At 75.0% G+C, this 14367-nt stretch carries 9 protein-coding genes and 1 pseudogene; 2 read left to right on the top strand and 8 right to left on the bottom strand.

What is annotated here, in order from left to right:
- Positions 1-128: 128 nt before the first annotated feature.
- The 7 genes and pseudogenes from ACOJTC_RS20620 to ACOJTC_RS20650 all read right to left on the bottom strand — a co-directional run.
- A complete protein-coding gene (locus ACOJTC_RS20620) occupies positions 129-329 on the bottom strand; it encodes a hypothetical protein (protein WP_088644250.1) in 201 nt (66 codons plus the stop codon).
- Between the two features lie 453 nt (positions 330-782).
- Complete coding sequence (locus ACOJTC_RS20625; protein ID WP_204926769.1) at positions 783-2150, bottom strand: DEAD/DEAH box helicase; 1368 nt, start codon at positions 2148-2150, stop codon at positions 783-785.
- A 221-nt stretch (positions 2151-2371) separates the two neighbouring features.
- Entirely contained in the window at positions 2372-2575 is a 204-nt protein-coding gene (cspE, locus tag ACOJTC_RS20630) for a cold-shock protein (protein WP_007464836.1), read from the bottom strand.
- 200 nt (positions 2576-2775) lie between these two features.
- Positions 2776-6255, bottom strand: coding sequence for an ATP-dependent helicase (locus ACOJTC_RS20635; protein WP_420118105.1), 3480 nt, complete (start codon positions 6253-6255; stop codon positions 2776-2778).
- 64 nt (positions 6256-6319) lie between these two features.
- Complete coding sequence (locus ACOJTC_RS20640) at positions 6320-10024, bottom strand: ATP-dependent helicase (RefSeq protein WP_420118118.1); 3705 nt, start codon at positions 10022-10024, stop codon at positions 6320-6322.
- 122 nt (positions 10025-10146) lie between these two features.
- Entirely contained in the window at positions 10147-10692 is a 546-nt protein-coding gene (locus ACOJTC_RS20645; RefSeq protein ID WP_420118106.1) for a TIGR00730 family Rossman fold protein, read from the bottom strand.
- Between the two features lie 106 nt (positions 10693-10798).
- Positions 10799-11620 (bottom strand): annotated as a pseudogene (locus ACOJTC_RS20650) (TIGR00730 family Rossman fold protein); the annotation flags it as partial.
- 155 nt (positions 11621-11775) lie between these two features.
- Here ACOJTC_RS20650 and ACOJTC_RS20655 point away from each other — a divergent pair.
- Positions 11776-11943, top strand: a complete 168-nt coding sequence (locus ACOJTC_RS20655) for a hypothetical protein (RefSeq protein WP_204926964.1) — start codon at positions 11776-11778, stop codon at positions 11941-11943.
- Between the two features lie 296 nt (positions 11944-12239).
- On the opposite strand, the gene dapE is transcribed toward ACOJTC_RS20655, so the two are convergent.
- Positions 12240-13313 carry a succinyl-diaminopimelate desuccinylase gene (gene dapE / locus ACOJTC_RS20660; RefSeq protein WP_204926765.1) on the bottom strand — a complete coding sequence of 358 codons (1074 nt, stop codon included), beginning with the start codon at positions 13311-13313 and terminating at the stop codon, positions 12240-12242.
- Between the two features lie 81 nt (positions 13314-13394).
- Here dapE and dapD point away from each other — a divergent pair, with 81 nt between their 5' ends.
- The gene (gene dapD / locus ACOJTC_RS20665) at positions 13395-14351 is read left to right on the top strand and encodes a 2,3,4,5-tetrahydropyridine-2,6-dicarboxylate N-succinyltransferase (protein WP_420118107.1); all 957 of its coding nucleotides are present in this window, start codon (positions 13395-13397) and stop codon (positions 14349-14351) included.
- Positions 14352-14367: the final 16 nt, after the last annotated feature.

The following is a 14367-nucleotide window of genomic DNA, read 5'->3' on the forward strand; positions in this document are numbered from 1 at the left end:
GCGGGCCGCGCCCGGGTGCCGGCGGGCCCCGGAGCCCCGGGGCCGCCGGCCGGCCGGTGGCCCCCCCCGCCCCCCCGGGGGGGCGGGGACGCCCGGACCCACCGCCCCCACCGGCCCCCGCGGGAGGCTCAGCCGGCGGTCAGCTCGACCGTCGGCGGACGCCCCTCGTCGGGGCTGTGCAGTTCGACCAGCCCGGCCGGGGCGGCGCGCCCCGGCCTCGGGTGCCAGGGCGCGAACGCCGCGACCATGGCGAGCAGGAGCCCGGCACCCGCTACGGCGAACACCACCAGTAGCTCGCGCCCCGCTCCCGACTCAGCGTCGCCCCCCATGGTCACCCCTCCCGTGCCCGGCCGTGCCGGCCGGTTCTTCCCCCGGGAGCAAGCTTCGACCAGTCGGGCCGAATGGAACAGTCACCGATCGGACGCAATAGAGCCGGCAAGCCGACCGACCCGGACGCATGATCACCGAGGGTCCACACCCGACCCCGTACCGTCCCCGAACTGCGACGACACGCGCCCCGCGCCACACCCGGCTGCAAGATCAACACGCCTGGGCCGATGGTGCGGTCACCCGGCCAGCCGTCACCCCAACATCGACCCACTTGAGTCAATCTCCGCCGAGTGGTCGAACCGACCGCCGCCGCCCAGGGTGATCGACTCAAGTGAGGCGATGTTGCGGCATCCTCAACATGCCGACACCGCGACATCGGCCCCGTTGAGTCGATCTCCGCCGAGCGGTCGATCCCGGGGCGCGCCAGCGACGGGACCGGGAAGGCGCGGCGGTCAGGCGGTCCGGGGGCGACGCGGACGGCGGGACCGGCCCGAGGTCCGGTGCGGACGGCCACCCTCGCCGCCGCCACCGACGGCGGCCCGCGAACGGCCACCCTCGCCACCGGCAGCATGGGACCGACCGCCCTCGCCACCGGCACGGGACCGGGCGGCCGGGGCGGGCTGCGGGACGACGATGGTCACCGGCACGCCGGACGGCTCACGGGCACCGGTCACCCGGGCCAGCGCGCCGTCGCCGAGGCGCACCTGGGTCGACTGCGGGGAGATGCCGGCGATGCTCATCAGCCGGGAGACGTCCCGGCGCTGCTCCGGCAGGACCAGGGTCACCACCTGACCGGCCTCACCGGCCCGCGCGGTCCGGCCACCCCGGTGCAGGTAGTCCTTCGCCTCGGTCGGCGGGTCCACGTTGACCACCATGTCGAGGCCGTCGACGTGGATGCCCCGGGCCGCCACGTCGGTGGCGACCAGGGCGGTCACCTGACCGGTGCGGAACTGCTCCAGGATGCGGGTGCGCTGCGGCTGGGACTTCCCCCCGTGCAGCGCCGCGGCGCGTACGCCCTTGGCGAGCAGCTGCCGGGCCATCCGGTCGGCGCGGTGCTTGGTCGCCATGAACAGGATGGTGCGGCCCTCACGGGCGGCGATCTGGGTCAGCGCGGCGGGCTTGTCGGCCGCGTCGACGTGCAGGACGTGGTGGGTCATCGCGGTCACCGTGGCGGTGCCCGGGTCCACCGAGTGCGACACCGGGTTGCTGAGGAACCGGCGCACGAGGCGGTCCACCCCGCCGTCCAGGGTCGCCGAGAAGAGCATCCGCTGGCCGTTCGGGGCGACCTGCTCCAGCAGCTTGGTCACCTGCGGCAGGAAGCCCATGTCGGCCATCTGGTCGGCCTCGTCGAGCACGGTGATGGCGACCTGGTCGAGCCGGGCGTCACCCCGGTTGATCAGGTCGTGCAGCCGGCCCGGGGTGGCGACCAGCACCTCGGCACCGGCGCGCAGGGCGTCCGCCTGCCGTTGCAGGGAGAGCCCACCGACCACGGTGACACAGCGCAGCCCCAGCGCCCGGGCGTACGGGGTGAGTGCCGTGGTGACCTGGGCGGCCAGTTCACGGGTGGGGACCAGCACCAGGGCGAGCGGACGGCCGGGGCGGGCCCGGTTACCGGCGGTGCGGTGCAGCAGCGGAAGCCCGAAGGCGAGGGTCTTGCCCGAGCCGGTGCGGCCCCGGCCGAGCACGTCCCGGCCGGCCAGCGAATCCGGCAGGGTGGCCGTCTGGATCGGGAACGGCTCGGTGATGCCCTGCTTGGTCAGCTCGGCGAGCAGCGCCGGCGCGAGGCCGGTCGCGGCGAAGGTGGGAATGGTCATGGTCATGCGGAATGCCTTCCTCGACGCGGCACGTGTCGAGGGAGGGCGCCGGGAGCCGGCGCGGTCGCCGACGGAGCAGTCCGTCGAGGACTCACAAGCACGAACCGATGGGATACGGGCCGGTCCGCCGCAGCACGCCGCGTCCCGCCGGAGCGGGGGGCGGCGCGGCGGACCGGTCCGTCACCAGGTCCGGAGGACCCGGTGGGTGTTACCGGTCGATCCGAAGATCAGAGCGGGCGGATGTTCTCCGCCTGCGGGCCCTTCTGGCCCTGGGTCACCTCGAACTCGACCCGCTGGTTCTCGTCCAGGCTCCGGTAGCCGGAGGACTGGATCGCCGAGAAGTGGGCGAAGACGTCGGCGCCGCCGCCGTCCGGGGTGATGAAGCCGAAGCCCTTGTCAGCGTTGAACCACTTGACGGTGCCAATTGCCATCTGTTTCGTCTCCTTGACGGAACGTCGGACCCGCACCTGTTGCGGGCCCGAAGAGCAGCGCTCCGCGCGGGGTGCGCGAATCGCCTGTTGTTTTTGGTCGCCCCGCCCGGAGAGCTCCGGACACAACAAAGAGCGCCTGGGGCCACAATCCGCCAGGCGCACACAGAGTCTCTGGAAACCAAAACTGCAACAAGAACAACCTACCACGGATCTCCCGCCGCGCCACCCCCCACCGGATTTTCCGGCAACCCGGCGATGATCGCGGTCAGCCCGTCGGCGTCCAGCAGGTCGGCCGGGCGCACCGTCACCCCCTCCCGGACGTAGTGGAAGGCGGCCCCCACCCGGTCCACCGGCACCCCGGCCAGCTCCGCCCAGGCCAGCCGGTAGACGGCGAGCTGCACCGCGACCACCCCGGCCTCCGCGCCGGTCGGCTGCTGTCCGGTCTTCCAGTCAACCACGTCGTACCGGCCGCCGGGGCGGGAGAAGACGGCGTCCATCCGGCCCCGGACGACCACCCCGGCCAGCACTGTGGCGAACGGCACCTCCACCTCCACCGGCACCCGGTCGGCCCACTCGCTGGCCAGGAAGCGCTCCTGGAGCTCGGCCAGCGCCCCGTCGGGCGCGGCGTCCGCGTCGGCGGCACCCGGCAACTCGTCCACGTCGAGCAGCCGGTCGATCCCGAACCGGGACTCCAGCCAGGCGTGGAAGGCGGTGCCCCGCCGGGCGTACGGGCTGGGCGGGGTGGGCATCGGCCGGCGCAGCGTACGGGCCAGTTGGGCCGGGTCCCGGCGCAGGGCCACCAGCTGGGTCACCGACAGGTGGTCGGGCAGCGTCACCTCGACCGCCTCGGCCTGCCGCAGCAGCTCCGCCCGCTCGGCCAGGAGCAGGTCCGCCTCCCGCCGCCACCGCACCACCTCCGGATCGGCCTCCGGATCGGGCTCCGGACCGGCCGCCTGCGGATCAGCCGCCTCCCCGCCCGTCACCTGCGGGCCCGCCGGCTGCGGATCAGCCAGGTCACCGCTGGCCGGGGCGAGCGCACGGCGGGCCGCGTCGGGGTCGGCGAGGAAGCGGCGGACCAGGGCCGCCGCCTCGGTCAGCGCCGGCCGGCGCGGGCCCAGCGGGTCGGCCGGCCACTCCGCCCGCAACACCAGCGCGGTGGTCGGATTGACCGCGTCACCTGCCGGTTCGGGTGCCCACTCGTCGATCAGCAGTCCGTCGCCACCGGCCAGGCAGGCGTCGTACACCTCACGGAGCAGCACCGACGGGCCCCGGAACCGCTTGGTCCCCTCGCCCCACCAGTACCCGGAGCAGAGCAGCAGCCGCCGGGGGCGGGTCACCGCCACGTACGCCAGCCGGCGCTCCTCGCGTTCGTCGTGGGCCCGCCAGGCGTCGGTGAAGTCGGCCACCGCCCGGGCCACCCCCCGCTGGTCGGTCACCTCGGCCAGGTCGAGCGCGGGCAGCCCGTCGGCGTCCCCGCGCAGCGGGAACGGCAACACCCCGAGCCCGCCCAGCCAGTGGTCGGAGTTGCGGACCTGACCGGGCCAGCCGCCCCGGGTCAGCCCGGCGACCGCGACGACGTCCCACTCCAGCCCCTTGGCGGCGTGCGCGGTGAGCACCTGCACGGCACCCTCCACCACCTCCACCTCGCCCGGGGACAACCCCCGCTCCTCGTCCTCGGCGGCGGCCAGGTAGGCCAGGAAACCGGCGAGCGTCGCCGCCGGGGTCTCGCCGCTGAACCGGGCCGCCACGTCACCGAGCGCGTCCAGGTGCCCCCGGGCCAGTCCGGCGTCGCCGGTGCCGTCCCGGCCGGCCCGGACCGCCACCTCGACGTCCAGGCCGATGGTGCGTTCCACGTCCGCGATCAGCTCCGGCAGCGTCTGGTCCAGCCGGTAGCGCAGCAGGGCCAGTTCCATCCCGTACGACCGCAGCCGCGCGTAGCCCTCCGCCGAGTACGCCTGCGCCGGCCCCAGGTCGGCCAGCGCCTCCACCAGGGTCGCCTCGTCGAGGGCGTCCACCACGATCTCCGGACCGTCGTCGCCGGTCACCTCCCGGCGGGCGCGGGCGATGGCGCGCGCCCGCCGGTGCAGGGCCACCAGGTCACGTGGCCCGATCCGCCAGCGTGCCCCGGTCAGCAGGCGCAGCAGGGCCGCGCCGTCGGTCGGGTCGGCGAGCACCCGCAGGGTGCAGACCACGTCCCGTACCTCCGGGGTGTCCAGCAGCCCGCCCAGGCCGACCACCTCGACCGGCAGCCCCCGGGCCCGCAGGGCCGCCTCGATCGCCGGGATCTGGCTGCGGACCCGGACCAGCACGGCGGTGGGGGGCCGCTGCGGCACCGGGATGTGCTCGGGCAGCGCGCCGGGCATCCGGGCCGCCCCCCGCCAGGCAGCGAGCACGCTGTCGGCGATCCAGCCCGCCTCGTCGACGTACGTGGGCAGCAGCGCGCAGTGCACGGTGCCGGCGGCCCGCCCGCGCGGGCTGCGGTGCGGGATCGGGTCGCGGACGCTCAACGCGGCGTGCAGCTCCGGCACCCGGGCGCCGGCCGCGCGCAGCGGCACCGACAGCGCGTTGGCCACCCCGAGGATCTCCGGCCGGTTGCGCCAGCTCGTGGTGAGGCTCATCGCCCCGGCGGGGGTGCCGTCGGCACGGGCGAAGTCGGTGGGGAACCGGTCGAGCGTGCCGGCGCTGGCCCCCCGCCAACCGTAGATCGACTGGCAGGGGTCGCCGACCGCGGTGACCGGGTGACCGCCGCCGAACAGGTGGTTGAGCAGCACCACCTGGGCGTGGCTGGTGTCCTGGTACTCGTCGAGCAGCACCACCCGGTACCGGTCCCGCTCGACCGCGCCGACCGCCGGGTGGTCGCGGGCCACCCGGGCGGCGCGGGCGAGCTGGTCGGCGAAGTCCATCGCCTCGAAGTCGTCCTTGCGCCTGGCGTACGCCCGCACCAGCGGCAGCAGCTTCAGCCGGGTGCGTTGCAGCTGGAGGGCCTTGCGGACGTCGGCGTAGACCCGGCCCGGGTGGGACTGCACCTCGGCGAAGAACCGGCCCGTCCAGGCGGCCAGGGTGTCCGGGTCGACCAGGTGTTCGTCCAACTCGCCGGCCAGGGCGAGCACGGCGTCGGTGATGGTGCTGGGCATCCGGTCGACCTCGGCCATGTCGCCGTCGTAGTTGCGCACCAGCAGGTCGACGAGTTGCCACCGGGACGCCTCGGTGAGCAGCCGGGTGGTCGGCTCGTAGCCGGCCCGCAGCCCGTGCTCGGTGACGATCCGCCCCGCGTACGAGTGGTAGGTGGCGACGGTGGGCTCACCGGCCAGCGGATCGTCGAGCGGGTTGCGGGCCCGCCGCCCGAGCCGCCGCACCAGCTGGTCGAGCCGGGTACGCACCCGGTGCGCCAGCTCACCGGCCGCCTTGCGGGTGAAGGTCAGCCCGAGGATCTGCTCCGGGCGGACGTAGGAGTTGGCGACCAGCCAGACCACCCGGGCGGCCATCGTCTCGGTCTTGCCCGAACCGGCGCCCGCCACCACCAGCAGCGGCGCGACCGGCGCCGCGATGATCGCGGCCTGCTCGGTCGTGGGGGCGGGCAGCCGCAGCAGCCGGGCCAGCTCCACCGGCGTGTAGCGCGGCCCGGCGTCGGCGGTGCGCGGCGCGGGAGTGGCGGCGCTGAACAGGGTCGGCTGGGTCACCGCTCTCCCCTCGTCGCACACCGCGGCCCCGGCCGCCCGGTCGTCGGCGGCGCGGCCGACACGTTCACTCCCCGCCCGCCCGGTGCTCGCCGGTCGCCGGCGGCTCGACGACCTGCCGGCCCTGACCGGAGACCGGGCAGCTGGTCCGCACCGGGCAGACCCGGCACTTCGCGTTGGCGACGGCGGCGAAGGTCGAGGCGGCCATCGTATCGGCGGTGCGCCGGACCAGGGCGGTGGCCCAGCCCGCCTCGGGGCCCTGCCCGGCGGCGGCCTGGGTCTGCTCGCGGGCGTCCTTCGCGCCGGTGCCGAGCTGCACCAGCGCCGCACCCCCGGCCTCGTCGCCGAACTCGGCGAACCCGCCCGCCTCCACCGCCGCCTGGTACGCCCCGAGCTGCGGATGCTCGGCCACCTCCCGCTCGGTGACCGTCGTCGACTTGCCGGTCTTGAGGTCGATCACCACGAGTCGACCGTCGGCGTCGACCTCCAGCCGGTCGACCCGGCCGGTCAGCTCGATCGGACGGGTCGGGTCGTCGAGGCGGACCGCGAACTCGTGTTCGATGGCGAGCAGCCGGCGCGGGTTGCCGGCCAGCCAGCGCAGCAGCTTGTCCACCATGGCCTCGGCGCGTTCCCGTTCCGGACCGACCATCCATCGGGCCGCCAACTCGATCGCGTCGAACCGGGCGGCCACGTACTCCAGCAGGGCCGTCCGGTCGGCGCTGGCGTCCTCGGCCAGCATCGCGGCGGCGTGCACCAGGTTGCCGACGCCCTGGGCGGCGCTGGCCGGCCCGCTACCGCCGTGCCGTTCGAGCAGCCAGCGCAGGCTGCACCGCAGCGCGCTCTCCATCCCCGACGGGGTGACCCGCACCGGTTCGCCCTCGTCGGCCAGCGGCCGGTCGTCCGAGAGGCTGCGCAGGCCCCACCAGTCGTCGGGATGCGCGCCGGGGATGCCGGCGGCGGCCAGCCGGGCCAGTTCGGCCGCCGCCGCACGCCGCCGGGCCACCGACGCCGCCGGATCGACGATCGCGGTACGCAGCTCCGCCACCAGCGCGGAGAGGGTGAGCGCCCGGGGTGGCCGCCCGACGGGCAGCTCCCGGGTCGAGCCCTCCCCCGGTTCCCCGGCCGGGTCCTCACCGGGCCCGCCGGGCAGGTCCCCGACCGCCATCCCGGGTGGCTGCTCGCCCACCTTCCCGGGGATCTCGCCCGTCTTCCCGGGGATCCCGTCGGATGACCGACCCGGTCCGCTGTCGGCCGCGTGACCCCGCTCCCCCTCGGCCGTCTCATCCCCCGTGCCGCCCTCACCGGGCCCGCCGCCGGGCGAGCCCGGGGTGGGGCTGCCGTCGGGGGCGATCGGGGTGGGGCCATCTCCGGTGGGGCCGTTTCCGTCCTGGTCGGTGACGCCGAGTTCGTGCAGGAAGCGGCTGGGCTGCTCCTCGTGGTCGTCGCCGCCGACGGCCGCCGAGGCGACGGCGGTGACCAGCAGCCGACGCCGGGCCCGGGTCACCGCGACATGGAACAGCCGGCGTTCCTCGTCGAGCAGGGCGGAGGTCTGGCCGACCAGGCTGGCCCGGGTGCCGGTGCCGTCCGCCCGGCCGACCAGCACGTCGACCAGCCGTTCGGAGCCGAGCAGGCTGCCCCGCAACCGCAGGTCGGGCCAGACGCCCTCCTGCACGCCGGCCACCGCGACCAGGTCCCACTCCAGGCCCTTCGCCGCGTGCGCGGTGAGCAGGCGGACCGCCTCGCCCCGGTCGGCGCTGGCCGCCAGGGTGTCGGCCGGCAGGTCCTGGCCGAGGACGTGGTCGAGGAAGACCTCGGTGCGCGCGCCGGGCAACCGGTCGACGAACCGGGCCGCCGCGTCGAAGAGCACCAGCACCGCGTCGAGGTCCCGGTCGGCAGCCTCGGCCCGCCAGCGCTGGGCGGTCTCGTGCTCCCCGGTGGCCGCCCGCCCCCGGTTGATCGCCCCGGCCCAGCGCTCGGCGAGACCGCTGGCGTCCCACACCGCCCAGAGCACGTCCTCGGCGGTCGCCCCGGGCACGGCCGCCGCCGTCCGCGCGGTGGCGAGCAGCTCCGCCACCGTACGGGCTGGCTCGACCCAGCGCCGTTCGATGCCGGCCAGCTCCGCCGGGTCGGCCAGCGCCTCGACGATCAGCTCGCCGGAGGGCCGCCGATCGCCCCGGGCCAGCGCGAGTGCCCGCAGCCCCTGCCGCAGCCGCCGCTCGGCGAGCGGATCGGCCCCACCCAACGGGGAGTGCAGCAGCGCGATCGCGGACTCCTCGTCGAGCCGGGCCGGTTCGAGCGCGCAGCGCAGCAGGAGCAGCAGCGGGGCGACCGCCGGTTGCAGGTGCAACGGCAGGTCCTCGCCGTGCACGACGGTGGGCACCCCGGCGGTGTGCAGCGCCCGGCGCAGCGACGGCAGGTGCAGGTGGGTCGAGCGGACCAGCACCGCCATCGCCGACCAGGGCACCCCGTCGAGCAGGTGGGCGGAGCGCAGCGCGTGGGCCAGCCAGGCGGCCTCGCTGGTGGCCGAGCGGAAGGTACGCACCTCGACGCTGCCGGGCGGCGCGTCGGGCAGGGGCCGCAGCCGCCGGTGCCCGGCGGGGCCGCGCAGCCGCCGGGCGAGTCGACCGGTGGCCCCGAGCAGCACCGCACCCGCCCGGTACGAGGTGGTCAGGGTGACCTGCGCCGCCGGTGCCCCGGAGGCGGTGCGGAACCGGTGCGGGAAGGCGGTCACCACGGCCGGGTCGGCACCCCGGAAGGCGTACGTGGAGGAGTCCGGGTCGGCGAACGCCACCAGGGACCGGCCACCGCCGGCCAGGACGGCCAGCAGGTCCTGTTGGGCCGGGTCGGTGTCGGCCAGCTCGTCGACGTAGACGTGGGCCAGCCGACGGCGTTCGGCCGCCATCAGCTCCGGATCGTCGAGGAGCATGCCGGTGGCCGCCCGCACCAGCTCGGCCGGGTCGTACGCCACGGAACCCCGGTTGCCGACGTCGCGCAGGGCGAGGACGGCGACGTACTCCCGCAGGAACCGGGCGGCGGCCGGCCAGTCGGCGCGGCCCAGCTTCTCCCCCAGCCGGGCCAGCTCCACCGGCCCGACGCCGCGTTCGGCGGCCCGCATCAGCAGGTCACGGAGCTGGGCGGCGAACGCCCGGGTACGCAGGGCGGGGAGCAGGTCGTCCGGCCAGCCGACCGGGTCGTCGCCGGGTTCACCGCCGACGACGTCGAGCAGCTCCCGGATGATCAGATCCTGGTCGGGGCCGGTGAGCAGCCGGGGGGATGGTTCGCCCCGCTCGGCGGCGGCCCGGCGCAGCAGCCCGAAGGCGTACGCCGGGAAGGTGCGTACCAGCGGTTCCCGCAGCACCCGGTGGCCGTCGGCGGCGATCCGGGCCTCGATCCGGTGCCGCAGCCCGGTGGCCTGCCGGCGGCTAAAGGTGAGCACCAGCAGGCGTTCCGGGTCGACCCCCTCGGCGACCCGGGCGGCGACCGCCTCGACCAGGGTGCCGGTCTTGCCGGTGCCCGGCCCGCCGAGGACCAGCATCGGCCCGTCGGTGTGCGCCACGACCTGCGCCTGGAGCGGATCGTGCCGCCGCCCGTCGGGGCGCACGGCATCGCCCGCCGACCCTCCGGGCCGCGGCTCCCCCTCGACGCCGGCACCGGCCCGACCCGGCCCCTCGGCCGGCCCGCCGTGCCGACCGTCCCCCCGAACGCTCGCGGCGGACCGCCCGTCCTGCGGGCCCGGTCCGGCAGGTCGGCGCACCAGCCGGTACCCCTGCACCCCCACATCCCACCACGCCGGTACGACACCACCCACCGCACCACCCCGCCCGGGTCCGACCCGGCGCGGCGTGTCCCGGCGCGGACCCGCGCGGCATGCCCCGGCCCGGCCCGGCCCCTCGGTCAGGGCAGCCGGGCCTCCAGGGCGTCGATCGCGGTGGCGACGGTCGGGGTGACCGTGAGCAGGTCCAGGCCGGCCGGCTTGAGGAAGGTCTGGTCGGTGATGGTGGCCAGCCAGTCGAGCAACGGACGGTAGAAGCCGTCGGTGTCGACCAGCACCATCGGCTTGGCGTGCATGGTCAGGGTGGCGGTGGTCCAGACCTCGAACAGCTCGTCCAGGGTGCCCAGTCCGCCGGGCAGGGTGAGGAACGCGTCCGACTTCTCGATCATGATGGTCTTGCGGCTGGCCATGCTGTCGGTGACCAGCAGTTCATCCGAGGCCAGGTCGGCGACCTCCAGGTCCACCAGCGCCTGCGGGATCACCCCGACGGTGCGTCCGCCGGCCGCCCGGGCCCCGTCGGCGAGGGCGCCCATCATGCCGACGCAGCCGCCGCCGCTGACCAGCGTGTGCCCGCGCCGGGCCAGCTCCGCGCCGGTCTCGGCGGCCAACTCCAGCCAGCGCTGGTCGAGGGTACGGGAGGAGGCGCAGAAGACACAGATCGCCGCCACCGGCTCAGCCCTCCCGACCGTCGACGATGCCCCGGCCCGCGCCACCGGACCCGGTGCCGTTGGACGCCGTACCCGGGGAGGGGGTGGTGGTGTCGGCGGCCCGGCGGGCGGCCTGCTGGTCGGCGGCGGTACGCGCCACCGCCGCCTCGCGGACCGCCTCCTGGTCGGCGGCGAGCGCCGCCTCGGCCTCAACGATGTGCCGGACCGCGGCGTCCACGTCGTCGGTGAGGCAGATCAGCTCCAGGTCCACCGGGCCGATCTTGCCCTCGGCGGCCATGCTGTCCCGCAGCCAGTCGAGCAGCCCCCGCCAGTAGTCGGTGCCCATCAGCACCACCGGGAACCGGGTCACCTTCCCGGTCTGCACCAACGTCAACGCCTCGAACAGCTCGTCCATGGTGCCGAACCCACCCGGCAGCACGACGAACGCCTGGGCGTACTTGACGAACATGGTCTTGCGGGCGAAGAAGTAGCGGAAGTCGATGGCCAGGTCGACCCAGTCGTTGAGCCCCTGCTCGAAGGGGAGTTCGATGCCCAGCCCGACGGAGAGGCCGCCGGCCTCGCTGGCCCCCCGGTTGGCCGCCTCCATCACGCCGGGGCCACCGCCGGTGATCACCGCGTAACCGGCCCGTGCGAGGCCCGCGCCCAACTCCTCGGCCAGCCGGCACTCGGGACTGTCGGGTTTACTACGGGCGGAGCCGAAGACGCTCACCGCGGGCGGCAGATCCGCTAACGTGTCGAAACCCTCGACGAACTCGGCGAGGATGCGCAGCGCCCGCCAGGCGTCCTTCGTCTTCCAGTCGCTGCGCCCCCGGGAGTCGAGTAACCGCTGGTCGGCAGTGCTGGTGGGGATCGCGCCACGGCGCAGCGTGACCGCCCCCCGGTGCCGCTCCGGATCGCGGCCCGACTGCCGCCCGTTGGTCTGACTCATGACAGCCACCGTAGTGGAGACGCACGTCAGGGCGGTGCCGGCCGACGGGTCGCAGAAAAAGTTCGCGATCTTGGGCAACTAATTCTGTCGCCCGTACGTCTTACTATTCACATACCGGGTATGGCCCGGCGCGCGCCTTCGGGGGAGGAGCAAGCGTGATCAGCAGCAACGAACGGATGCGGATCCGTCGGCAGATGCAGCGAAGGATCAACGAGGTGGTGGCCGAGCGCCGCCGCGCCCGACAGTTGGAGGTGCCGGTGGAGCCGGCCGCTCCGTCCGTCGAGCCCACCGAGCCGGACAATCCCCGCCTCACCAGCGTCTGACCCGACCGGCCCGACCCGCGTCACCCGGCCGGAGCCCCGGCCCGCACCACCCGACCGGCACGCCGCCTCACACCCCTGGCCGGCCCACGCTCCACGCGTACGTACCGAGGCCCCCGTGGTCCCCCGACCCCGGGGGCCTCACCACACCCACCCCAGCCCCGCCAACCCTCCGCCACGGCGTTGCCGCACTCGGTGATCAAGAGGTTTGCGTCACGGGAGAGCGCTCTCGATGACGCAACCCTCTTGATCACCGGGGCGAACCCGGGGCGGGGCGGGGCCGGGGTGGGGTGGGGGAGTCAGGCGGGGGTCAGCCAGCGGTGGAGGGTGGCGGCGCCGTCGCGGATCTTGGTGAGTTCGACGTGTTCGTCCCTGTGGTGGGCGAGGTTGGGGTCGCCGGGACCGAAGTTCAGCGCGGGGATGCCCATCGCCGCGAACCGGGCCACGTCGGTCCAGCCCAGCTTGCCGATCGGGGCGGCGCCCACGGCCGCCAGGAACTCCTGGGCCACCGGCGCGTCGAGTCCCGGGGCAGCCCCGGCCGCCGCGTCGGTGATCGCCAGGTCGTAGCCGGCGAAGACCTCCCGCAGGTGCGCCTCGGCCGCCGCCGGGTCACGATCCGGGGCGTACCGGTAGTTGATCTCGATTTCGCAGCGGTCGGGAACGACGTTGCCGGCCACGCCGCCGTCGATCCGAACCGCGTTGAGGCCCTCGCGGTAGTCGCAGCCGTCGATGGTGACCCGCCGGGCCTGGTACTCGCCGAGGCGGCGGAGCACCTCGCCCGCGCCGTGGATGGCGTTGACCCCGCGCCAGGAGCGGGCCACGTGGGCGCGTTCGCCCGGCACCGTGACGATCGCCCGCATGGTGCCCTGGCAGCCGGCCTCCACGATGCCGTACGTCGGTTCCAGCAGCACCGCGAAGTCGGCCCGCAGCCACTCCGGGTGGGCCTCGGCGACCAGGGTGAGCCCGTTGTACCGGGACTCGATCTCCTCGGCCTCGTAGAAGAAGTACGTCACGTCGTACCGGGGGTCGGGCAGGGTCACCGCCAGGTGCAGGGCGAAGGCCACTCCCGACTTCATGTCCGAGGTGCCGCAGCCGTACATCAGGTCCCCGCGCATGGTCGACGGGAAGTTGTCGTTGTGCGGCACCGTGTCCAGGTGCCCGGCGAGCACCACCCGCGAGGACCGGCCGAGATCCGTCCGCGCCATCACGGTGTTGCCGTGCCGGAAGGTGCTCAGGTGCGGCACCCGGCGCAGCACCTCCTCGACACAGTCGGCGATGGCCTTCTCGTCGAGGGAGACGGACTCGATGTCGACGAGGGCGCGGGTCAGTGCCACCGGATCGGCCAGGACCTCGGGGGTCAGCGGGTTCTCCATGATTCGCACGGTACCGTCCTGGACGGTGGGTGTGAGGGGTGAGCCCACCGGCCCCGCAGCCGCGAACGAGAGGGTAGAACAGTGACGTCCCAATCCGCCTGGGGTATCGGCCTGGCCACCGTGACCGCCGCCGAGCAGGTGCTCGACACCTGGTACCCGACCGGCAAGCTCGGTCTGGGTGAGCTGCCGCTGGTCCCCGGCGAGGACCAGGCCGACGTGCTGGACCTGCCGCCCGGCGCGATCGGCGAGCGGGCCCTGCCGGGTCTGCGTACGGTGCAGGTGGTCACCGTGATCGGCGCGCTGGACGAGCCGATCAAGGACGCCGCCGACGCGTACCTGCGGCTGCACCTGCTCTCCCACCGCCTGGTGCGGCCCAACGAGCTGAACCTCGACGGCATCTTCGGCCAACTGGCGAACGTCGCCTGGACCTCGGCCGGCCCGTGCCCGCCCGAGCGGGTGGACGAGCTGCGGGTGATCGAGCGGGCCGCCGGCCGCCACCTGGCCGTGTACGGGGTGGACAAGTTCCCCCGGATGACCGACTACGTGGTCCCCGCCGGGGTGCGGATCGCCGACGCGGACCGGGTCCGGCTCGGCGCGCACCTCGCCGCCGGCACCACCGTGATGCACGAGGGCTTCGTCAACTTCAACGCCGGCACGCTGGGCGCCTCGATGGTCGAGGGCCGGATCGTGCAGGGCGTGGTGGTCGGTGCCGGCTCCGACAGCGGCGGCGGCGCGTCGTGCATGGGCCCCCTCTCCGGCGGCGGCACCGACCGGGTGCGCATCGGGGCACGCAGCCTGATCGGCGCGAACGCCGGGGTCGGCATCTCGCTCGGCGACGACTGCGTGGTCGAGGCCGGCTGCTACGTCACCGCCGCCTCGAAGATCACGCTGCCGGACGGTCGGGTGGTGAAGGCCCGTGAGCTGTCCGGCGTCGACGGCCTGCTGTTCTGGCGCAACTCGGTGACCGGGGCGCTGGAGGCGAAGCCGCGCACCGGCCAGGGCATCACGCTCAACGCCGCCCTGCACGCCAACGACTGAGCCGCCCGGCGACGCC

Origin of the sequence: Micromonospora sp. (assembly GCF_048594385.1) — a bacterium.
Lineage (GTDB): Bacteria > Actinomycetota > Actinomycetes > Mycobacteriales > Micromonosporaceae > Micromonospora > Micromonospora wenchangensis.

Coding starts and splice junctions, on each gene's coding strand:
- dapE (WP_204926765.1), bottom strand. CDS start 13,313: ATGGAGAACCCGCTGACCCCCGAGGTCCTGGCCGATCCGGTGGCACTG.
- cspE (WP_007464836.1), bottom strand. CDS start 2,575: ATGGCAATTGGCACCGTCAAGTGGTTCAACGCTGACAAGGGCTTCGGC.
- ACOJTC_RS20620 (WP_088644250.1), bottom strand. CDS start 329: ATGGGGGGCGACGCTGAGTCGGGAGCGGGGCGCGAGCTACTGGTGGTG.
- ACOJTC_RS20625 (WP_204926769.1), bottom strand. CDS start 2,150: ATGACCATGACCATTCCCACCTTCGCCGCGACCGGCCTCGCGCCGGCG.